Below are 21,804 nucleotides of genomic sequence, written 5' to 3' on the forward strand. Positions count from 1 at the left end.
TGAGGACGCGCCATTGTAACGGCTCCCCGGCAGCCGCCCGCCGGCCAGCGACGTAACACGCGGCAGGACACGATGACGCAGGATCTGTTCGGCACCCACGACGGCGGCCGCCTCCGGCTCGGCGACGAGGCCTTCGTGCTGCGCGGCTTCGCAAGGAACCGTGCGGACGCACTGCTCGAGGCGGTCGCGGCGGTCGCGCAATGCGCGCCGCTGCGCCACATGCAGACGTCCCGCGGCCATACGATGTCGGTCGCGATGACCAACTGCGGCGCGCTCGGCTGGACGTCCGACCGCCGCGGCTATCGCTACGCACCGGTCGATCCGCTGAGCGGCCAGCCCTGGCCGCCGCTGCCGCCGCCGTTTCGCGAGCTGGCGCGCGATGCCGCCGCGGCTGCCGGCTTTGCCGGCTTCGAGCCGGACGCCTGCCTGATCAACGAGTACCGGCCCGGCACGCGGCTGGCCCTGCACCAGGACCGCGACGAGCGCGACTTCGCTGCGCCGATCGTCTCGGTCTCGCTCGGCATGGACGCCGTATTCCTGTTCGGCGGCCACGCCCGCGGCGACCGCGCGATGCCGGTGCCGCTGACGCACGGCGACGTCGTGGTCTGGGGCGGCGTCGATCGCCTGCGCTTCCACGGCGTGCGGCCGCTGCGCGATCTGCCGCATCCGCTGCTCGGCAGCCGCCGCGTCAATCTGACGTTCCGCAAGGCCGGCTGAGGCGCGTACACCGCAGCGGCGCGTGCCGAGCCCGATGATGAACAGGCCGGCACCTGCCGACCTGCGCAGCGACGATCGCGCCCTCATCACCGCAGTCGCTGCGCTCCACGCGCGCCGCCCGCATCTGCGGCACCGTCACGCACACCGAACCCGCCGCTGCGCGGCGGGTTCGCCCGGCCGCGTCGCGCGGCGACGCGACGCTGCGGCCGGGCACTCGGGGTCAGTCGGCCCGGTCCGCACCCGATCGGGCGGCGTCTGCGGGGAAGCGCGTGCCGGTGAGCTCCTCGGTGATCGCCCACAGGCGAGCCGCAGCCGCGACGTCGCCGGCCGCAGCGGGCACGATCGCCAGGCCGAGCGGCCCGCTGACCTGCTGCTCGCCGGTCGGCCCGTAATAAGCGCCGCCACGCGCATCGGCTGCGGTGGCCGCATAGAGCGTCGAAACCGCGCCCTGCTCGGCAGTCTGGAAACGATCGCGATTGGCCGACCACTGGCGTCCCTGCTCGCTGTCCAGGCCCGGCCCGCGCGCGACCAGTTCGGTCACCGCCACGCCGGGATGAGCCGCCACGCTGCGGATACCCCAGCCCGCCGCGTCGCTGCGCCGCTGCAGCTCGAACGCGAACATCAGCCCGGCCAGCTTGGACTGGGCATAGGCCGCCATCGGTTCGTAGGCCTGCTTGAACTGCAGATCGTCGAAGTGGATCGCGCCGCGATGCACGGCGATGCTGGACACCGTGACGACGCGCGGCGAGGCGGACTTGCGCAGCAGCGGCAGCAGCTCGGCGGTCAGCACGAAGTGGCCCGCGTAGTTCGTGGCGAACTGCATTTCCAGACCATCGACGGAGAGGCCGCGCTCCGGCGGGGCCATGATCGCCGCGTTGTTGATCAACACGTCGAGCCGGGGCAGCGTCGCGGCCAGACGCTGGCTCAGCGCACGCACCGAGGACAGATCGGACAGATCGACGCGCTCGAACTGGACACGGGCCTCGGGTACGGCCGCCTCGATGCGGTCGATCGCGTCCTGGCCGCGTTGCGGATTGCGGGCCGCGATGACGACGCGGGCGCCGGCTGCCGCCAATGCCTTGGCATCCTCGAATCCCATGCCGCTGGTGCCGCCGGTGATCAGGACGATGCGTCCTCGCTGGGACGGCATGTCCGCGGCGCTCCAGTCGGGCTTGGGCGTGTTCTGCGCCAGTGCTCCGCTGGCAGCCATCGCTGCGTTCAGCAGCATGCCGAACGCGGCGAGGCGGCCGCGCGATCCGGGCCGGTTCGCGGCCGTGTGCTTCGTTGGCAATGCATCGATCATCTTCATGTCCTCAGGTTGGGGGAGTACGTCGCAGACCGACCGTGCCGGTCTCGACGAGAAAGGTGTCCGGCCGCCTTCGCGAGCGAGCCGGGCACCGCTGCGTGACGTCACCGTCACGGTGGCGTCCGCATGACCGGCGATCCGCCGGCTCAGAAACGCCTGCTCAGGCCCAGCATCACGCGGCCGAACCCGTCGCGATCGCGCTCCAGCAGCGGGCTGTCGGCCAGTTCGCTCGGCAGGAACTGGTACTGCGCCGAGCCGACGAACTGCCATCGGCTCGATCCGATCGCATGCGTCACCGTGAGGCCGACGTTGGGTACGACCGCGGATCCCGGCGCGTACGCGGTGACACCGCGCGCGACTTCCTCCTCGAGCGTTCCGAAGTAGTAGCCGGCCAGATCCGAGGACAGCCAGCTCGCGCCCGCCTCGGCCGTGAGCGCGGTGCGCTCGAATCGCCAGGTGTAGCGATAGTCCAGCGAGAGCTCGTAGCCGCCGCTGGCGTCGGTCACGTCGTGTACGGCCTCGAACGCGATCGTGCCCCAGGTCGAGCCGTAGCTCGCGCGGAAGCCGGCGTCCAGACCGTCGTCGCGGTCGCTCAGGCGATCGGCGTCCAGGCCATTGGCGAGCAGCTCGGCTCTGCCCAGGTCGTCGATGTCGAATCCCTGCAGCCGCGCCGAGACCAGCGCGTCGATGGTGAACCCGCCGGCCCGATACAGGTGCGCTCCGCCGGAGATGCCGCGAAAGAAGAAGCGCTCTCCTTCGTAGGTGACCCATGGAAACGGCCGGACCCGGGATCCTTCGCCGGCGTAGGGGCTGTCGATGACGGCCGCGCCGATACCAACCGACCCGATGCCGGTCGGCGGCGCCGGCTCCTGAGCGGACGCGCCGAGCGGAAGCGCGAGCAGAACGAGCCTAGAGAACATGCTGCGGGGTGTCGCATTCATTCGATCAGTCCAGTGGCGAGGAATGGGATCGGCGCGACCGCCGCCCGGATGGGCGAGGTCAGACGCGCCGTGTGGAAGCGAAAGCGGGGTGCACCGTGGGCGCAACGGCGGCGTCGTGCTCGGCAGCGGGCGACGCGGACGTCACGTCCGCCGCCGTCCCGGACGCACGCCGTGCCTGAGCGCGGCCGAGCCAGATACCCAGCACGGCCCAGAGCAGTGCGATCGGAACGACCACGCCGGCCAGTCCGCCGACGGCCAGTCCAAGCCGCCCGAGGACGCCCTCGACCTGAGCGCCGACGACGTCGCCGGTGCGGTAGACGAAGGTATCGATGAAGGCCTTGGCCTTGTACTTCTCCTCGCGATTGACCACGGTGAACAGCGCCTCCCGCGCCGGCCGGGCGATACCGCGCTGTACGGCACGATTGACGGCCTCGAGCCCGATCAGCACCACGAACGAGCCGTAGACGGCCAGACCGATGAAGCCTGCGGCGGTGGCGATCGGCAGCAGCGCCAGGGCCCAGCCGAAGCCGAAACGCTGGATCAGCTTGCCGGTCAGGCTGAGCTGCAGGACCAGCACCGCCACCTGCGTCCACAGGTCGATGCTGCCGAGGATCGCAGCACGCGCGTCCAGGTCGTCCGATGCGGCCGCGACCATCTGCAGACGCGTGAAGTAGATGAAGGTGGCGACCACGGTCATCAGCAGCACGTAGCCGGCGATGCCGGCCAGGTAGCGCGACCGGAACACCGCGTACAGGCCGGCCCAGGCGCTGCCGCCGATCGAGCGGGTCTCATCGGCCGCGCCCGGGTCGACGTCGCTTGCCTCGGCGTCGCCATCGACGCGATCCGGCGTGAACCGCACGAGCAGCCTGGACGCGACCAGCGCCAGCAGCAGAAATCCGCCGGCGACCAGCAGCAGGCTGGGCGTACCGAGCGGCTCGGCCAGCCGCGAGGTGAGCCAGGGGCCGACGATGGCACCGAGCGTGCCGCCAACCGAGATCAGCGCGAAGCAGCGCTTGCCCTGATCGGGGCTGAAGCGGTCGGCCAGCAGGGCCCAGAACACCATCGTCACGAACAGATTGAACACGCTGAACCAGACGTAGAACACCTGTCCGCTGCGCTCGCCGACCGCGGCGGGGGCGAATCTCAGCAGCACCCAGAACCCGACCAGGCTCAGTACGAAGAAGCCGTAGGTCACCGCGATGACCTGAAGCCGCCTCAGGCGCGCGACCAGCCATCCGAACAGCGGATTGGCCGCCAGCGTCACCAGTACGGTGCCGACGAACAGCCAGCGGATGCTCTCGATGCCGCGCTCCATGCCGAGCGCGTCGCGCGCGGGCCGCAACAGCATCAGCGCGGTCAGCACGCAGAAGAAGAACGACGCGGCGATCAGCACCGGACCGACCTCCTCGCGACGCAGGTTCAGTGCGGTCCGCAGCAGATTCCGGCCAGCGCTCGTCGGTGTGGCGTCTCGGCTCATGGGTCGTCGTTCCTCGTTTGCAGGGTCGTTCGAGCATGTGGCGCACGGTGAGCGGACCGCCGGATGCTGCGTTCCGCTCGGCTCGGCGCCGAATGCGGACGCAGTGTTCGGCGGGCCGATTAAGTCCCGTTTAAGGCGCTCGAAGCGCACATCGTGTGGCGCACGGCACCGCGCATGCCGCGGATGAAGGTCTTAATCCGGTCCTCATCGCGACGTGAGAACATCGCCGGCCATTCCTTGTTCGCGTGCAATGCCGTGGATGCGATCCTCCTAGTCGAAGACGACCCGATGCTAGGCCGTGCGCTGACCGCCGCGCTCGGCCAGGAAGGCTGGCAGGTCGTCCATTGCGAGAACGCAGGAGCGGCGCGTCTGGCCCTGGTCGACCACGCCTTCGTCGCGGTCCTGCTCGATCTTGGACTGCCGGGCGGCTCCGGCCTGGACCTGCTGGCGACAATGCGCGCCCGCTACGATCCGACTCCGGTACTGATCATCACCGCGCGCGACCAGCTGAGCGATCGCGTGCGCGGACTGGACGCCGGCGCCGACGACTACATCGTCAAGCCGTTTCAGCGCGACGAGATGCTGGCGCGGCTGCGCGCGGTGCTGCGTCGCAGCCGCGGCGCGGTGACGCCGCTGCTGCGCTGGCGGGACGTCGAGATCGATCCCGCCGCCCGCACCGTGACGCGCGGCGGCCGCCGCGTCGGCCTCAGCGCGAACGAGTTCCGCATCCTGCGCGTGCTGCTGGAGTCCGGCGGCCGCGTGCTGAGCCGCGATCAGTTGCAGGACCGGCTGTACGGGAATGATGCCGAGATCGGCAGCAACACCGTCGCGGTCTACGTGCACCAGCTGCGGCGCAAGCTCGGCGACGAGGTGGTGGTGACCGAGCTCGGCTTCGGCTATCGCATCGGAGACGAAAGCTGAATGCGCGCGCTGCGCACCCGACTGCTGATCGCACTCGCGGCCGTGCTGCTGACGGCCTGGGCGGGCTGGTTCACGATCCAGTATCTGGAGATGATGGCGCGCCAGTACGGCGAAGCCGACGGCATGCTGCGCAATGTCGCCGAACAGATACTGCAGTCGCTGCCGACCGACATCGCGACGGCGGGTGCGCAGCGGCAGTTCGCGCTCGACGGCGAGGCGAGGCCGATGAGCGGCAAGTTCTCCGCACTCGGATTCCAGGTCTGGGAGCGCGGATCGGGCCGCCGCCTGATGTCGTCGCGGCCGGCACCGGAGCACGCCCTGGTCCCCGACTTCGCGGACGGCTTCGCGGACACCCGCATCGCCGGCGCAGCATGGCGGACGGTGGCGATCAGCGACACGCAGCGTCGCGTGCAGGTCCAGGTCGGCATACCGGAGGCGGCCCTGCAGGCGGAGCTGCGGCGCTGGTTCCACACCAGCCTGGCGACGGCGATATCGCTCCTGCTCTGCATCGGCATCGCGATCTGGCTGGTGATCCACTGGTCGCTGCGGCCGGTGGCGCGGGTCAGCGCGTCGCTCGCCGCACGCGCGCCGCTCGATCTGACGCCGCTGCCGGAACACGGACTGCCGGACGAATTCACGCCGCTGATGCGCGCGTTCAATCAGCTGATGGCGCGTCTGGCGCACGCGCTACAGCACGAACGCGAATTCCTCGGCGAGGCCGCGCACGAGCTGCGCACGCCGCTGGCGGCGTTGCTCGCGCAGGCCCAGGTGCTTGAGCACGCCAGCGATCGCGACGAGGCGCGCGAGGCACTGGAGCATCTGATCGCCGGCATCGAGCGCGCCTCGCGGCTGGCGCAGCAGCTGCTCGATGCCGCCCGGATCGATGCCGGCGGCACCGCGATCCGCTCCGCTGACGTGGATCTGTCCTGGATCGCCGGCATGGTCGCCGACGAGTTCGCGCTGCTCGCGCTGCGTGCCGGCCGGACGATCGAGATCGAGAACCGGCACGCGCCGGTGCGCGGCGACGTCGACGAGCTCGGCATCCTGGTCCGCAACCTGCTCGACAACGCCCTGCGCCATGGCGCGCCCGGCACCCGCGTACGGGTGGAGACGCGCCTGGAGGACGAGGGCCGCAGCCGGGTCGCGGTCCTGGTCGTCGCCGATGATGGCCCGGGCATTCCCGACGGCGAAGCCGGGCGCGTGTTCGAACGGTTCTATCGCGCCGAGAACGGCCGCCGTACCCACGGCATCGGCCTGGGCCTGTCGCTGGTCGAGCGCGTCGTCGCCTCGCATGGCGGACGGGTGCGCTGCGGCATCGGGCTGGACGGGCGCGGTCTGAGTGTCGAGATCCGGCTGCCCGTCGCCGTCCCGCAGACCGATCGCGCCCCGTAGCCGGGACACTCCGGGTCACGACGCAGCCGAACCGCTCGCAGCGGATTCCGCGTCGAGAGCGACCACCCGCGCGCCATGCGCGCGCTGCACGAACGTTCAAGACGCTCGTCCGCGTACCGGCTACCGTGATCGTGCCGCGGGCACCCGCCCGATACCGAACAGGAGACCACCATGCTGATCGGCTTCATCGGACTCGGCGTCATGGGGCAGCCGATGGCCCTGCGCCTCGCGCAGGCCGGCCAGCCGCTGCTGGTCTGGAACCGCTCGCCGGAACGCTGCGCACCGCTGCGCGCGGCCGGCGCCGAGGTCGCGGCCGATGCCGCCGAGGTGCTCTCGCGCACCGACATCGTACTGCTGATGCTGGCCGACGAGGCCGCGATCGACGCGGTGCTCGCGCGTGGCTCGGCCGCATTCGCGGCACGCGTCGGCGGGCGCACGATCGTGCAGATGGGCACGATCGCACCGCACCGTTCGCGCGAGCTCGCCGCCGAGATCGAGGCCGCCGGAGGCCGCTACGTCGAGGCCCCGGTCTCCGGCTCGCGCGGTCCGGCCGAACGCGGCGAGCTGATCGCGATGCTGGCCGGCGACGCCGCGGCGGTCGACACGGTCCGGCCGCTGCTCGCGCCGATCTGCCGGCAGACCACGGCATGCGGCGCGGTGCCGGGCGCCTCGCTGATGAAGCTCGCGGTCAATCTGTTCCTGATCACGCAGGTGACCGGCCTGTGCGAAGCGATGCACTTCGCGGCGCGCCAGGGACTGGACCTGCGGCAGGTCGCCGAGGTGATCGACGCCGGCCCGATGGCGAGCATCGTCTCGCGTGCCAAGACCGCCAAGCTCGTCGACGGCGACTATTCGGTACAGGCCGCGATCCGTGACGTGCTCAAGAACAATCGCCTGATCGCAGAAGCGGCCCGCGGCGCACGGATCGCCTCGCCGCTGCTCGATGCCTGCCACGCGCTGTATGCCGAGACGCTCGCGCTCGGCCATGGCGAGGCCGACATGGCCGCGGTGATCCGCGCGATCGAGGCGCGCACCGACCATGCGGGCGGAGGCCCGTCGTGAGCGCCCCCGTATGCTCGGTCACGATCGTCACCGGCGGATCGCGCGGCATCGGCCGCTGCATCGTCGAGCGGCTCTGTGCCGACGGCCATGCGGTCGTGTTCGCGCATTCGCGCTCGGACGACGAAGCCGCCGCGCTCCAGACCGCGCCGCACGAGGCCGGCTTCGTCGCGCAAGCCGTACGCGTCGACGTCGCGACCGACGACGCAGCATCGCGGTTGTTCGACGCGGCCGAGGCGCTCGGCCGCGTGACCGGCCTGGTCAACAATGCCGGCATCACCGGCCGCATCGGAGCGTTCGCGGACCTGACCGACGCGGATCTGCAGCGTGTCGTGGCGGTCAACCTGCTCGCGACGGTCCGCCTGTGTCGCGAGGCGGCGCGGCACTGGCGCGGCCGCGGCCTCGACGCGGCGATCGTCAACCTGTCCTCGGTCGCGGCGCGCACCGGCTCGCCGCACGAATACGTCGCCTATGCCGCGACCAAGGCCGCGCTCGAGACGCTCAGCATCGGCCTGGCGCGCGAGCTCGCCGCCGAGCGCATCCGCGTCAACGCGGTCGCGCCCGGCACCGCCGACACGACGATCCACGCGCGTGCCGGCATGCCCGATCGCGCCGTGCGCGTCGCCGCGCGGATCCCGATGGGCCGCGCCGCCCGGCCCGACGAGATCGCCGCCGCCGTTGCCTGGCTGATGTCGGCGCAGGCCGCCTACGTCACCGGCGCGGTGCTGCCGGTCAGCGGCGGGCTGTGACCGCACGGCCGCCTGGTGCGAGCGCCGCGGCCCAGGCCGCCGGCGTCAGGCCGTAGGCGCGCTTGAACAGCCGCGTCAGATGGCTCTGGTCCGCGAAGCCGGCATCGAGCGCCGCCTCGTGCAGCGGGCTGCCGGCGGCGATCGCGCGGCGGGCATGGTCGAGCCGGCGCATCGTGCGGAATCGGGTCGAGCTGGTGCCGAACGCGAGGCGGAACTGGCGCGCAATCGTCCAGCGATCGAGGCCCGCGGCGGCCTCGTAGACGGCCATCGGCTGTCGCGCGAGCGGATCGGCGAGGATCAGATCGCGCACGCGCAGCAGCGCCGGCCAGGCCAGCGGCGCAGACCGCAGCGGCTGTACGCGCGCATGGCACAGCAGCAGGTCGCCGATCGAGGCCAGCATCTGGGTCGCGTCGAGTTCGTCGAGCGGCGCGTCGAGATCGGCCAGGCAGGCGCGCAAGGCGGTGTCGACCGCCTCGGCGCGAATGACCGGATCGGCAACGAACGGCAGCGGCCGCGCGCCGATCGCCTGCTGGATCGCGGCCGGATCGACATAGAGAATCCGGTAGCCGAACCCGGCCTCCGTGCCGGCGGCGCCGTCGTGCAATTCGTCCGGATGCAGCACGTGCGCGTCGCCTGCTCGGCAATGACGGCGCGCGCCGCGATAGCCGAAGGTCTGCACGCCGGCCGAGGTGATGCCGATCGCATAGGTGTCGTGGCGATGCGGCGAGAACGGCCGTCCGACGAAGGCCGCCTCCAGGCGCTCGATGCCGGCCGCGCCGCTGCCGAGCCGCAGACGAAGCGCAGCTGGCCGCGCCTGCATACGCTGGCCGCGCAAACGCACGGAGGATTCGTCCGATTGCATCGCCGCAGCATACGGCGCGGGTGCCCGGCCCCGGCAGCGCGATCGCGCACGGTGTCGTGCATGCGCGCGATCAATGCGAGGCGCTGGTCGCATCGCGGCGGACAGGCGTGGCCTGGCGCGGCCATGGCGTCCGCGCGGACGAGCCATCGCGCGATCCCGCAGCGGGCCACTGCGATGATCGGGGCGCCGCCACCGACGGGGCGCCGCGCAGATCACCGCAAGAACGCCAGAGTCGCAACCGGCCTCCGCGCCGGCTCCAGGTCGTCAGGATGCCGATTCGAACAGGGCCGTGTAGCGCCGCTGCATCTCCTCCGGCGTCACCTGCTCGATGGCATGCCCGATCAGCCAGCGGTGACCGAACGGATCGCGCACCGTGCCGGAGCGCTCGCCGTAGAAGTGGTCCTGCAGGCCGCGCTCGAGCGTGCCGCCGGCCGCCACGGCGCGTGCGACCAGCGCATCGGCATCCTCGACGTGCAAGTGCAGCGTGACCGGCGTCGCGCCGAGCCCCTCGGGACTGCGCACGCCCATCTCCGGATACTCCTCCGACAGCATCAGCACGTGGCCGTCCAGATCGATCTCGGCATGACCGACGCGGCCGCCCGGCTCGGTCAGGCGAAACAGCTCGCGCGCGCCGAACGCGCGCGCATAGAAATCGATCGCGGCCGCGGCATCGCGCACGCACAGATAGGCATAGAGTTCATGGACGGCCATGGGCACTCCTCATTGGACGAGGCGTCATTGTGAAGTCCCGATCGGACGCCGTCTTGCAGCGATTTGACCTGTCCCTCAGCGCGGAACGTGGCGCGGCGTGGCCGGATCGGCCCAAGCCGCCATGCGGACGGCGTCAGCCCCGCCGCGGCGCGAAGCGTATCGGACGGATGCGCCTGATCGGCTGAGCCGCTTGTGGCCGCGAGTCGGGCCTACCGACGCTGCCTTCGTTGGCATCGGTATGACTTCGAGCTCCACACTGACCTACTCAACGAGCGCAGGTTCAGTTCGGTAGCCAGGTGACAGTGCATTCCACGAGCTTACCGTTGACGAATGTGCAGGACAGATAGAGGTAACCGTCGGACGCGTAGCCGATCGGGCCGTAGCGCGTGTTGGTCGGCGTGACGGGAACCGTGTGGTACCTGCCACCGGTGCCGCCGGTGGTCCCAATCGGCACGTTGTCCTTGTCCCGTGCGGTGCCGTCAACGTACTCGGCCTCAGCGTCCTCCGTCGCCGGAAGATAGAAACAGGCCAGATCACCGTTCTGAAAGATCAGGCAAACTTGAAACTTCGCGACGCCAAATACCGCCTGAAACAGCTTTTCCAAAGCGGCCTGCGGAATGTTCGACTGCGGTCTCTGGTAGAGATGCCCCCACCGGCTCCACAGGTAATCCGACAGCAAGGAGTGATCACGTCCTGCGAACGATCCGAAGCCATCCTGCTTGATGGGCAGGACCGTGGGGCGTCCACGGTCCTCCACCTCGACCTTAATAAGCGTGATCAACTCGCCGAAATGCTCTTCGGTCGCAGCGGTTTCACGGTAACTCGACACAATGCTGGTGACCGGTGTGCCGCCACCGCCAGATGCGGGCGCCTCGTTGTCGAGGCTGGTATAGGTCTGAACCCGATAGAGCTTGAACGAGATTGTATTGCCGACCCAGAATTCCTGATAGCCCGAAACATTCGACGCCTCGGCGACGGCAGCGGCATTGAAGTCCGCAGCGACATCGCACGCGTCGCAGAATACCCATTCTTCAGCCTGTGCAGCACCCGAGGTCAGCAGACACAGAGTCAGCAGTGTTCCGATTAACTTGATCACGTTGGATCCCCTTGGCTAGAAGAAAGGACGGACTAGCCCGCCTCGCGTCCTGCCTCAATCAAGTCTCGGAAATGCGCTTCAGTCGCTTCGTCCTGACGTTCAACCAGGTCGAATCGAATCGGCGCGTCGCCGGCGGCGGCCTTGTCGTCGGCGGTATAGTGGATCAGATACAGGACGCAGGTCTTGGTATTTCCGATGAACACCGAGAACTGCCCCGCTTCACCCGGCACCTGCCCCATCAACGAGCGCTTGAATTGATCCTCGGACGTGCAGGTATCGCACAGGTAGAAGGCAGACACGTCATCGGCGGGTGTTCGCGCGCCGGCCAGTAGCGACAACAGCACCAGAAAAAATGGCAACCACTTCATTGAGCGTCTCCATGGCACACGACGTATATTCTTGCCATCGGAAGCGGCGCTCTTCAACCATTTGACCTTGCGCGGCAGCTTACGTCAGAGATCACCTCCTCGCGCGATACGAAATCGCGGTGACTTCGTGTAAGAAATTTCTTACAGGGGCTCGATCAGCCGCCTCAGCGCGGCACATGACGCGGCGTGGCCGGATCGGCCCGCAGCCGCCATGCCGACGGAGTCAGCCCCGCCGCGGCGCGAAACGTATTGGACAGATGCGCCTGGTCCGCGAAGCCGCTCGCGGCCGCGATCTCGGCCCAACCCAGCGACGGGTCGCACGCCAGATCCAGCGCATGCGAGAACCGCTGCAGCCGCAGCCATTCGGCCGGCGCCAGCCCGGTCGCCTGCCGGAACACCGAGATGCAATGCCGATGGCTGAGTCCGCTCGTCTGCACGAGTTCGCTGACGCGCATGCCGTGACGGACCGTCCGCAGCACGATGCCGGACAGGGCCGGATGCAAGGCCGAGCCGCGGCCACCGGCACGCTCCCACAACCAGCGCTCGAACACGGCCAGTCGCCCCGCCGCATCGCGGCACGCATGCAAGGCCGACAGCAGAGCATCGACCTCGTAGGCAGGCAGCAGACACTCCAGCGGCGTATGGTGCCCCGCCAATGCGGATTCCGGCGCACCGAGCAGACCGGCCGCCGCGCCGGGACGCAGCACGGCACCGACAGAGACCGACGGCTGCGAGATGTCGCGCAGGTGATAGGCCGTGCGCGCGCCGCCGGCCACCGCATGGCCGAGACGATGTCCGCGCCGGTCGGCCGCATCGTCGAAGATCCGCAGCGGCTCGCCGCCGACACGCACGGCGATATGCGTCGCACCGGTCGGCAGCACATGTTCGAGCACGGGTCGCCGCTCCGCCGCTAGGGGCGGCGGACCCGGGTCGTGCGCCCAGACCGAGGCGACGAGGCCGCGCAGGGCCGCGATCGGAAGTCGATGCAGCGAAGCCATGGGCCGATGCTACGCCGACCGGCGAGGCTCTGGCCAACCGCCCCGGAAAATCCCGGCTCGCTCGCATCCGAGCGCCGGGCGCACCGGTCGGCCCCGACCGAACGGCGGTGTCGCGATCGAGGCGGATCCCGTCTCGGCGCGGCTCGAGACGGCCGTCATGCACCGCGGCCGCTCGCTCGCCGTGCCCGCCTCGACGGCCATGCCTGAGCTCAGGCCGGCGCTCGCGGCCAGCATGCCTGCACCTGATGCACGTCGCCATCGTCCCGCAGCGTGAAACCGAAGCCAGGCTGCTCGACGCCATCCAGGTGCAGCGTCGCCGTGCCGGCGTCGACCTGACGCACGCAGATCACGTACAGGCTGGAACCGAAGCGGTAGCGCAGCTCGTACTCGGGCCAGTCGCGCGGCAGGCAGGGTGCCAGCACCAGCTCGCTGCTCCTGCGTTGCAGGCCCAGCAGCGATTCGGTCAGCAGGCGATACATCCAGCCGGCCGAGCCGGTGTACCAGGTCCAGCCGCCCCGCCCGACGTGCGGCGCCACCGCGTACACGTCGGCCGCCAGCACGTAGGGCTCCACCTTGTAGACGGCGACCGCATTCGCGTCCTGCGCGTGCCGGATCGGATTGATCATGCGCGCCAGCTCCCAGGCCCGTTCGGCATCGCCCTGCTGGGCGAACGCCATCGCGGCCCAGACCGCGGCGTGGGTGTACTGGCCGCCGTTCTCGCGCACGCCCGGGACGTATCCGCGGATGTAGCCTGGATCCTTCGACGTCGTGTCGAACGGCGGCTCGAGCAGCTGGATCAGACCCGCCTCGCGCTTGACCAGATGGCGGTCCAGGGAGTCCATCGCCTGCCGCGCACGCGCGGGATCGGCCGCGCCGGACAGCACCGACCAGCTCTGCGAGATCGAATCGATCCTGCACGCCTCGCTCCGGCTGGAACCGAGCGGGCTGCCATCGTCGAACCAGGCACGCAGATACCAGCGGCCATCCCAGGCATGCGCCTCCAGGTTCTCGCGCAGCAGCCGCGCCTGCGCCGCGCACTCCTCGGCGAAGGCCGCGTCCCCGCGTTGCCGTGCCACCGCGATGAAACGCTGCAGGACGTCGTAGAGGAAGAAGCCCAGCCACACGCTTTCGCCGCGGCCCGCCTCGCCGACCTGGTTCATGCCGTCGTTCCAGTCGCCGGTGCCGATCAGCGGCAGACCGCGCCGGCCGAGCAGGCGGCAGCCGCGCCGCAGCGCGAGCATGCAATGCTGGTAGAACGATCCGCGCAGGCTCGACGCTGCCGGCATGTCGTAGTAGGACTCCTCGTCGGCGCTGACCGGACGCCCCTCGACGAAACCGACCTCCTCGTCGAGCACGCTCGCATCCCCGGTCACCTGCAGGTAGCGGGCCGCCGCCAGCGGCAGCCACAGGTAGTCGTCCGAGCAGCGCGTGCGGACGCCGCGGCCCTGCGGCGGATGCCACCAGTGCAGCACGTCGCCCTGCGGGAACTGGTGCGCCGCGCACCGCAGCAGGTGGGCGCGGGCCAGGGCCGGCGTGGCGTGCAGCATGGCCATCGTGTCCTGCAGCTGGTCGCGGAAGCCGAACGCGCCGCCGGACTGGTAGTAGCCGCTGCGTGCCACGTAGCGGCACGCCAGGGTCTGGTACGGCAGCCAGCCGTTGACCAGCGCATCGACGCTGGTATCGGGCGTCCTGACCTGCACGGCGCTGAGCAGCTCGCGCCAGTGCGCGCGCACGGCCGCCAGCGCGTCGCGCGCCTGCTGCACGCCCTGCACGCGCCGCGCCAGGTGCAGGGCCGCGCCGTAGTCCTTGCCGGCACCGAGCCGGAACACCGTCTCCGACCGCCCGCCATCGGGCAGCGGCAGCGGCACCTGGATGGCCGCACACGGATCCAGCCCGACGCCGAGCCGGCCGGACAGGCGCTCGCGCCGCAGGGCAGCCGGATCGTCCGGACTGCCGTTGCGGCCCAGGAACTCGTTGCGGTCGCCGGTGACGCTGCAGCCGCGGGCGTCGGTATCGAAGAAGGCGACCCGCCCGTTGAACTCGGTGTTGTACGGATTGCGTGCCGTGATCACGCCGCTGTCGGCATCCTGCGCGGTGACGACATGCATCTGCGACTTCACGCGCAGATCGCCCAGCACCCACTCCACGTATCCGGTTGCCGAGAGCCGGCGCGCGCGTCCGGACCGGTTGCGCAGCCTCAGCACCGAGTACTTGACCGCATCCTCGACCGCCACGAACACCCACAGTTCGCTGGCGATGCCGTCCTCGACGTGCTCGTACACGCTGTAGCCGAAACCGTGACGCGTGCGGTACGCACCGCGCCCCCGGCGCGGCAGCGGCAGCGGCGACCACACGTATCCGGTGTCCTCGTCGCGCAGGTAGAACGCTTCGCCGCCGCTGTCGGCGATCGGGTCGTTGTGCCAGGGCGTGAGCCGGAACTCGTGCGCGTTCCCGAGCCAGGTATAGCCGGCCATGCTCTCGCTGACGACCGTGCCCAGCGCCTCGTTGGCCAGCACGTTGGACCACGGCGCCGGTGTCGGACGGCCCTCTTCGATGTCGATCACGTACTCGCTGGCATCGGCCGAGAACGCACCGATGCCGTTGGCGTGGAGGCGCGCACCGGACGCTGCGTCGAACGGCCACGCGGCGTCGTCCTCGGCGAGGTCCGCGGACACCGGCGGATCGGCCGCTGCGGTCCGGTCCGGAGGCTCGACGCGATCTTCTCCGGCGACCGCGGCCAGCAGCGGCGGCAGGGTCCAGCCGGCGGGCTCGCGTCGCCCGACCTGCGCGGCCAGCGAGCCGTGCTGGTCGTGGACGATCACCCGCGCCACCGACTGCACCAGGATGCGATCCTCCTGCGACATCTGGTGGCCGGTACGTACGAAGATGCCGCCCGGGCGATCGAGTACGTTGGCCTCCGGATCGGCCGAGATCATGCCCAGAATCAGGTCCTGCAGCTGCTGGCGGTAGCCGGCCTGGCTCTCGTTCCAGATCACCAGGTCCGCGCGCAGCCCCTTCAGTCTCCAGTACGCGTGCGCCTGCGCCATCTGCCGCACCAGCTCGATGTGCTCGGCATCGGCGATCTGCAGCAGCACCATGGGCAGATCGCCCGAGATCGCATGCCCCCACAGACCCGACTGGCCGCGCTGGTTCTGCAGCAGGACGCCGGCATCGGCGCGCAGCAGCGGGTGCGCATAGACGATCAGTCCGGCCAGCCGCTCGTAGAGTTGCGCGTCGGCCTGGGAGGCGTTGATCTGGCGTCTGACGACCTGGCTGTGCGTCCAGGCCAGGTCGAAGACGCGATCGGCGAGGCGGCGGTCCCGGTACTTGTCGACCAGTCCGATGCACGCTTCGCGATCGGCGCCCACACCGTAGACCATGTCGATCATGCCGGTCTGCCCGGGTGCCAGCTCGATCCGGCAGCGGATCGCCACGATCGGATCGAGGACCGACCCGTCGCTGTCGGACAGCGCATCATGTTCCGTCAGGGCGGACGGCGCGCGCGGCGTGTTGCCGCGACCGAGGAAGCGCGCGCGATCGGTCTCGTAGGAGATCGCACCGATATCGGCATCGTGGACCGCGACCAGGTGGAACATCCACGGCGCCGCCGCGCCGCTCGCGCGCGGCCGGCGCGTGCACAGCAGCGCCTGCTTCTCGCGCACGATCTGCGACTGCACGAACAGATTGCTGAAGGCCGGATGCAGCTCGTCGGCGATGGCCGGCGCCAGCACTACTTCGGCGTACGTGGTGATCTCGATCGTGCGCGCGTGCCGAGTGCGGTTGCTCAGGCGCAGCCGGCGCAGCTCGATGTCGTCCTCGGCGGAGATGGCGATCTCCAGATGGCTCTCGTAGCCGCGCCTGCGCCCGCGGAATTCGGCCTTGGCATCGGAGAAGATCGCCTCGTAGTGATCGACCGGCACGCAGGTCGGCTGCAGCGAGGTGGACCAGAACTCGCCGCTCTCCACGTCGCGCAGGTAGCAGAAGCTGCCCCAGTGGTCACGCGTGCCGTCCTCGCGCCAGCGTGTGACCGCCATGTCGCGGTGACGGCTGTAGCCGCCGCCCGCGCTGGTCAGCAGGCCGTGGTAGCGCCCGTTGGAGAGCAGCTGCACCGCCGGACGCGAGGTGCCCGGGTTGCGGAAGACGCGCAGCTGGGTTTCGGTTTCGGCGGGTGCTGCGCGCGAGTTCTGCGTCTCGGCCTCGTGCGGGTGGAACACGCCGGTGTGAGGAATGCGTTCCTGCAACAGCAGCACCGTGGCCTGGAACTCGGCGTCGGCCTCGAACCGGCGCTGCATCGGCTGCTGGCGCAGCAGATGGACGAGCGAGAGGAAGCCCATGCCCTGGTGATGGGCCATGAAGGAGCGCACCACGACGTGTGTCTGTCCGGGCGGGATGCGCGCCGCCGTGTAGTCGATGGCCTCGTACAGCCCGAACTGCCCGCCGAAGCCGAGCGCCGTCTGCCGCTGCAGGTTCTGGCAGGCCGCCTCCGGCGCCACCATCAACGCCATCATGCTGGCATAGGGCGCCACGACCAGATCCTGGCTCAGCCCGCGCTTGAGGCCCAGACCGGGTACGCCGAACGCGCGGTACTGGTAGTTCATGCGCGCATCGACGGTGTTGTAGCCCGACTCGGAGATGCCCCACGGCACGTCGTGGCGCGCGCCGTGCGCGATCTGCGCCTCCACCGCGTGGCGGGCGGTCTGGTCCAGCAGCGTGTCCGGGTAGCTCGGCATGACCAGCTGCGGCATCAGGTACTCGAACATCGAGCCGCTCCACGACAGCAGCGTCGCGTCGCCGTTGACCTCGGTCAGCAGACGGCCCAGCGCGAACCAGCTTTCCTGCGGCAGCTGTCCCTGCGCGATCGCGACGAAGCTGCACAGGCGCGCCTCCGACGCCAGCAGGTCGTACAGGCCGCTGTCCAGACGGTGCTCGTCGACGTTGTAGCCGATCGCCAGCAGGTGACGCGAGCGGTCGTAGAGGAAGCCGTATTCCATCAGCGAGAACTGCCCGGCGATGTGCGCCAGCCGCTGGAGCTGGTGGATCCGGTCGCGCGCTCGCCGGGCGACCAGCGGATCGGCGGCGCGATCCTGCAGCTCGCGCAGCGTCGGCAAGCGCTCGCCGGTCCAGGCGCCGGGGTCGGGCAGCAGGAACGCGAGTTCCGCCCGCGCCGACCGGCAGCCCTCGATCAGTGCCGCCGGCCAGTGGTGGGGATGGAGCGGCTCGGCAGCGCCGGCCGGCCAGGCAGCCGCGATATCGTCTGCATGCCGCAGCAGCCGCGCCAGCAGCCGATCGGCGTCCGCGGCGCCGGCGGGAGGCTCGAGCCGCGCCTGCGCCAGGGCCGCGCGGAAACCGGCCAGCGCCGGCGACAGCGCGTCATCTTCGGCGGGCAGGTCCGGAAGCTCGTCCTCCAGCACGGCCAGCGTGTCGGCCAGGCCGGCGAACGTGGCGGGCGCCAGGATCGGCGCATCGGCCAGCGCCAGCAGGCCCTGGCGCAGGGTCAGCAGGTGGCCGGCCAGGTTGCCGCTGTCGACCGTGGACACGTAGGCCGGCGGCAGCGGCTGCAGCGTCTGGGTGTCGTACCAGTTGAAGAAATGCCCGCGATGGCGCTTCAGCGAATCGAGCGTATCGAACACCAGGCGCGTGCGTTCGATCACGCCGCCGACCTGCAGATAGCCGAAGTCGCAGGCGGCCAGGTTCGCCAGCAGCGACAGTCCGATGTTGGTCGGCGAGGTCCGCCGCGCCACCACCAGGGCCGGGTGTTCCTGCACATTGTCGGGCGGCAGCCAGTGATCCTCCGCGCGCACGTAGGTCTCGAAGAAGGCCCAGGTACGACGCGCCAGCTGGCCGAGGAAGACCAGCTGGGACGCGGACAGCGTGTCGTCCCGCCGGCCACGCGGCCGTCCCAGCCAGGCCATCAGCGCCGGCGACAGCGCCCAGACCAGCAGCAGCGGCGCCGCCACCGCCAGCGCCGCAGGCTGCCGTGCCGCCAGCAGCGCGGCGACGGCGGCGGCGATCAGCGGCGCCGGCGCCATGCCGACCAGCTCCGCGCGCACGCCGCCGCCGAGGCTGCGCTCCACCTCGCTGGATGGATGCCACTGCAGCAGGTGGCGGCGCGTGACCAGCAGGCGCCACAGCGTGCGCACGATCGCGCCCAGACTGAAGCAGGCCTCGTACGGCAGGCAGGCCACGTTCACCGCGGCGCGCAGCAGCTGGCGCAGGCAGGACCGGCCCACCTGGACCAGATGCGCCTCCAGCGGCATGTCGACCGGCAGGTCGAACAGGTCGCGCAACGCCGGCATCAGCACCGGCAGCGCCCACAGGCTCAGCAGCCATGCCGTCCAGCCGAACGGGTCGGGCGAGAACAGCCAGCCGATCACCAGCAGGGCGAGGGTCGCCGGCGGCACCAGGCTGCGCCGCAGATTGTCGAGCAGTTTGCCGCGCGAGAGCCACGTGAGCCGATTACGCTCGAACCCGCCATCGCGGCGCGGCACCCACGGCAGCAGCCAGGGCAACAACTGCCAGTCGCCGCGGATCCAGCGGGAACGGCGCTTCACGTCCGCCGCATAGCGCGAGGGGTAGTCCTCGTACAGACGCACGTCGCTGACCAGGCCGGCCCGCGCGTAGCAGCCTTCCAGCAGATCGTGGCTCAAGATGCGATCGTCGGGAAAGCGGCCGGCCAGTGCATGTTCGAAGGCATCCACGTCGTAGATGCCCTTGCCGACGAAGGAGCCCTCGCCGAACAGATCCTGGTACACGTCCGACACCGTGCGCGTGTACGGATCGATGCCCGGCTCGCTGCCGAACATGCGCGCATAGCGCGAGCTGGGCAGGCTGCTGAGGCTGGTGCCGACGCTGGGCTGGAGGATGCCGTAACCGCGCACGACGCGACGCCGGCGCTCGTCGAAGACGGCCCGGTTGAGCGGATGGGCCAGCGTACCGGCCAGCTCGCGTGCCGCGTCCCGCGGCAGCCGGGTATCGCTGTCGAGCGAGATCACGTAGCGCACCTGCGACAGCACGCCGATATTGCCGGCCACCTGCATGAAGTCCCCGGCGCCTCCGCCGCGCAGCAGCCGATTCAGTGCCGCCAGCTTGCCGCGCTTGCGTTCGTAGCCCATCCAGCGCCGCTCACGCGGATTCCACCGGCGCGACCGGTGGAACAGGAAGAACAGGTCACCGCCACCCGAGTCGGTCCGCTCCGGCGCGTAGCGGCGGTTGAGCTGCTCGATCCGGTCTGCCGCATGCGCCACCAGCGAATCGTCGCCCGGCAGGACGGCCTGGTCGGCATCCAGGAAATCGGTGAGCAGGGCGAAATGCAGGTGGGGGTCGCGGTTGGCCAGAAAGCGGACTTCCAGCGCTTCGACCAGACGGTCCACGCCCGCTTCGCCGTCCAGCATGCTGGGAACCACCACCAGCGTGCGCGCCGCCGCCGGAATGCCCTTGGAGAAATCCATGCGCGGCAGCGGTCGCGGCGGCACCAGCACGGTCGCCGCCCAGTTCACGAGCGCGATCGCCAGCTCGCTGAAGGCGAGCAGTGCCAGCAGCGCCGGCAACCCGATCGGCACGGGCAGGCCGGCGCTCAGCAGGGCCTGCGTGAAGACGATCGCGATCACGGCGATCGGGATCAGATAGACCGGCAGCGGAACGCGGCGCAGGCGCAGGCGGATCCGCCGGCCCGCAGGTGTCATCGCCGCCACGGCCTGCCGGGTCCGGTCGACGCCCTCGTCGATCAGATAGAAGCCGACGTGTGCCTCGTAATGGGCCGGGTCGGCCGCCGCGGCGGCGCGTGCCAGGTTCACCGCAACCTCCGCCACCGCCGGCTCGTCGACACCGGCCAGGCGCGCGATCTTCTCGACCACGTGCCGGTAGTTGTCGCGGGTGCCGAAATCCATCCACGCGTAGGTGCCGGCCGGATCCCCGCGCAGCGTGCGCTCCACCACGCTCATGTCCTCGACGAATTCGCGCCAGTCCATGTCGGCGAGGAAGCGCAGGCTGCCGATGCTGTTGCTGATCGATACCTGGTCCGCGGCCTGCTGCTGGCTTTCCAGGTGGACCAGCTCCTGGATGTGCTGATCGCCGTGAGCGGCCCATTGCTCGAGCCAGGTGATCGGCATCGAGAACACGCCGCCCCGCCCCTGCAGTCCACGTGTCAGTTCCGAGATGAAGGCGCCGCTCAGCGGCGGATTCGAACGCGCCATGTCGGCGATCACCAGGACCACGCTCTTGGGATCTTCCGCTGCGGTGCGGTTGAGCAGGCCGGCCCACTCGCTGGCCAGGCGATGATCGTCGCCGTCGCGCATCAGCCGTACCGCCATGCGACGCAGATTGTCGAGCAATGCCAGGCGCAGCATGATCGGGATCGCCCACAACTCGCCCAGCTTCAGCGGGGTGACCGACTGATAGGCGGCGAAGAAGCGGCTGAGCGTCTCCGCGTCGATGCGGCCGTCGCCGTGCGCGATCGCTTCCAGCGACAGGTCGTACACGCGCGGCAGCCCGGCGGAAGGTCCCTCGCTCAACGAAGGCAGCTGACGGCTGTAGCCCTTCGGCAGATGCCGGCGCGCGGTGACGATCTGCTCCTGCACCAGGTAGTAGTTGTCGAGCAGCCACTCCCCGGCCGGCGTGACGCGCATGTCATCCTGGACCATCCGCGTGAGCAGATTGCAGGCATCGTCGAGCAGGCCCTCGTTCTCGGCCAGACGTTCCAGCAGGCGTTCCGGCCCGGCATGCATCTGCACCCGGTGAGCCAGCGCCAGCGCACGTCCGTGCCGCTCCATCTGTTCGACGTTGAAGAGCTGCGCGCGCAGCGGCGCTTCGGGGCGCAACGGCTTCTGGGACGCGGCGCGCCGCCAGCGCCACAATCGACGTCGCAGGCGCAGCCAGCGGCTGAAGACCCTCCACACCTGGGGCATCTGGAATCCTCTGGCAGCCACTGGCCGACGGTGCATCCTGCCCAACCAGCCTCACAGGCGACGGCGAGGCTGATGTGAGCGCTTCCCCCCACAAGCCGGCACCGCCGCACCCGATCGGTTGATCGCCTGCGCCCGCGGCCGGGTCTGCGGCATCGACCCTGCCCCTCCGGCCAAGGCAAACGGTCAGCCGGGCGTCACGCTCGGCCGCGAGTGTCACACATCGATTCTGTACGTGTGCGTACGCGGGCAGGTCATCGCGGGCCGCGGGCAAGGAGGTGCCGCAGAGGCCGCCCCATCCTGTCCT

Annotated in this window: 14 protein-coding genes; 5 read left to right on the top strand and 9 right to left on the bottom strand. The window is 70.2% G+C overall.

The annotated features are described in order from the left end of the window. Positions 1 to 72: 72 nt before the first annotated feature. Positions 73 to 717: a DNA oxidative demethylase AlkB gene (alkB, locus tag VMR06_RS08580; RefSeq protein ID WP_325375186.1), complete on the top strand. Its 645-nt coding sequence runs from the start codon at positions 73 to 75 to the stop codon at positions 715 to 717. A 220-nt stretch (positions 718 to 937) separates the two neighbouring features. Here the strand turns inward: alkB and VMR06_RS08585 are convergent, their stop codons facing one another. The 3 genes from VMR06_RS08585 to VMR06_RS08595 all read right to left on the bottom strand — a co-directional run bounded on the left by VMR06_RS08585 (position 938) and on the right by VMR06_RS08595 (position 4,441). Next, complete coding sequence (locus tag VMR06_RS08585) at positions 938 to 2,026, bottom strand: SDR family oxidoreductase (protein WP_325375233.1); 1,089 nt, start codon at positions 2,024 to 2,026, stop codon at positions 938 to 940. A gap of 143 nt (positions 2,027 to 2,169) precedes the next feature. Continuing rightward, positions 2,170 to 2,964 carry a MipA/OmpV family protein gene (locus VMR06_RS08590; RefSeq protein WP_325375188.1) on the bottom strand — a complete coding sequence of 265 codons (795 nt, stop codon included), beginning with the start codon at positions 2,962 to 2,964 and terminating at the stop codon, positions 2,170 to 2,172. Between the two features lie 58 nt (positions 2,965 to 3,022). Next, positions 3,023 to 4,441 carry an NTP/NDP exchange transporter gene (locus VMR06_RS08595; protein ID WP_325375190.1) on the bottom strand — a complete coding sequence of 473 codons (1,419 nt, stop codon included), beginning with the start codon at positions 4,439 to 4,441 and terminating at the stop codon, positions 3,023 to 3,025. Positions 4,442 to 4,705: 264 nt separating this feature from the next. On the opposite strand from VMR06_RS08595, the gene VMR06_RS08600 reads away from it, so the two are divergent. From VMR06_RS08600 to VMR06_RS08615, 4 genes are all read left to right on the top strand, one after another. Further along, entirely contained in the window at positions 4,706 to 5,362 is a 657-nt protein-coding gene (locus tag VMR06_RS08600; RefSeq protein ID WP_325375236.1) for a response regulator transcription factor, read from the top strand. Then, the gene (locus VMR06_RS08605; RefSeq protein ID WP_325375192.1) at positions 5,363 to 6,754 is read left to right on the top strand and encodes a sensor histidine kinase; all 1,392 of its coding nucleotides are present in this window, start codon (positions 5,363 to 5,365) and stop codon (positions 6,752 to 6,754) included. It begins immediately after the preceding gene. Between the two features lie 171 nt (positions 6,755 to 6,925). Continuing rightward, a complete protein-coding gene (locus VMR06_RS08610; RefSeq protein WP_325375194.1) occupies positions 6,926 to 7,816 on the top strand; it encodes an NAD(P)-dependent oxidoreductase in 891 nt (296 codons plus the stop codon). Continuing rightward, complete coding sequence (locus tag VMR06_RS08615; protein ID WP_325375196.1) at positions 7,813 to 8,562, top strand: SDR family NAD(P)-dependent oxidoreductase; 750 nt, start codon at positions 7,813 to 7,815, stop codon at positions 8,560 to 8,562. The genes VMR06_RS08610 and VMR06_RS08615 overlap by 4 nt, the downstream gene beginning before the upstream one ends. Here VMR06_RS08615 and VMR06_RS08620 read toward each other — a convergent pair. The 6 genes from VMR06_RS08620 to VMR06_RS08645 all read right to left on the bottom strand — a co-directional run bounded on the left by VMR06_RS08620 (position 8,546) and on the right by VMR06_RS08645 (position 21,500). Further along, entirely contained in the window at positions 8,546 to 9,403 is an 858-nt protein-coding gene (locus VMR06_RS08620; RefSeq protein ID WP_325375198.1) for an AraC family transcriptional regulator, read from the bottom strand. The genes VMR06_RS08615 and VMR06_RS08620 overlap by 17 nt on opposite strands. A gap of 285 nt (positions 9,404 to 9,688) precedes the next feature. Continuing rightward, positions 9,689 to 10,135 carry a VOC family protein gene (locus VMR06_RS08625; RefSeq protein ID WP_325375200.1) on the bottom strand — a complete coding sequence of 149 codons (447 nt, stop codon included), beginning with the start codon at positions 10,133 to 10,135 and terminating at the stop codon, positions 9,689 to 9,691. A gap of 280 nt (positions 10,136 to 10,415) precedes the next feature. Beyond that, a complete protein-coding gene (locus VMR06_RS08630; RefSeq protein WP_325375202.1) occupies positions 10,416 to 11,231 on the bottom strand; it encodes a hypothetical protein in 816 nt (271 codons plus the stop codon). A 32-nt stretch (positions 11,232 to 11,263) separates the two neighbouring features. Then, complete coding sequence (locus VMR06_RS08635) at positions 11,264 to 11,599, bottom strand: hypothetical protein (protein ID WP_325375204.1); 336 nt, start codon at positions 11,597 to 11,599, stop codon at positions 11,264 to 11,266. A 164-nt stretch (positions 11,600 to 11,763) separates the two neighbouring features. Further along, on the bottom strand, positions 11,764 to 12,597 hold the full coding sequence (locus VMR06_RS08640) for an AraC family transcriptional regulator (RefSeq protein ID WP_325375207.1): 834 nt from the start codon (positions 12,595 to 12,597) through the stop codon (positions 11,764 to 11,766). Between the two features lie 209 nt (positions 12,598 to 12,806). Further along, positions 12,807 to 21,500: a GH36-type glycosyl hydrolase domain-containing protein gene (locus VMR06_RS08645; RefSeq protein ID WP_325375209.1), complete on the bottom strand. Its 8,694-nt coding sequence runs from the start codon at positions 21,498 to 21,500 to the stop codon at positions 12,807 to 12,809. Between the last annotated feature and the right edge of the window lie 304 nt (positions 21,501 to 21,804).

It is taken from the genome of Dokdonella sp., from assembly GCF_035511235.1.
Lineage (GTDB): Bacteria > Pseudomonadota > Gammaproteobacteria > Xanthomonadales > Rhodanobacteraceae > Dokdonella.

Bases quoted from the DNA above. Each gene is read 5' to 3' on its own strand.
- VMR06_RS08645 (WP_325375209.1), bottom strand. From the start codon at position 21,500: ATGCCCCAGGTGTGGAGGGTCTTCAGCCGCTGGCTGCGCCTGCGACGT.
- VMR06_RS08605 (WP_325375192.1), top strand. From the start codon at position 5,363: ATGCGCGCGCTGCGCACCCGACTGCTGATCGCACTCGCGGCCGTGCTG.
- alkB (WP_325375186.1), top strand. From the start codon at position 73: ATGACGCAGGATCTGTTCGGCACCCACGACGGCGGCCGCCTCCGGCTC.
- VMR06_RS08590 (WP_325375188.1), bottom strand. From the start codon at position 2,964: ATGAATGCGACACCCCGCAGCATGTTCTCTAGGCTCGTTCTGCTCGCG.
- VMR06_RS08585 (WP_325375233.1), bottom strand. From the start codon at position 2,026: ATGAAGATGATCGATGCATTGCCAACGAAGCACACGGCCGCGAACCGG.
- VMR06_RS08595 (WP_325375190.1), bottom strand. From the start codon at position 4,441: ATGAGCCGAGACGCCACACCGACGAGCGCTGGCCGGAATCTGCTGCGG.
- VMR06_RS08610 (WP_325375194.1), top strand. From the start codon at position 6,926: ATGCTGATCGGCTTCATCGGACTCGGCGTCATGGGGCAGCCGATGGCC.
- VMR06_RS08640 (WP_325375207.1), bottom strand. From the start codon at position 12,597: ATGGCTTCGCTGCATCGACTTCCGATCGCGGCCCTGCGCGGCCTCGTC.
- VMR06_RS08635 (WP_325375204.1), bottom strand. From the start codon at position 11,599: ATGAAGTGGTTGCCATTTTTTCTGGTGCTGTTGTCGCTACTGGCCGGC.
- VMR06_RS08625 (WP_325375200.1), bottom strand. From the start codon at position 10,135: ATGGCCGTCCATGAACTCTATGCCTATCTGTGCGTGCGCGATGCCGCG.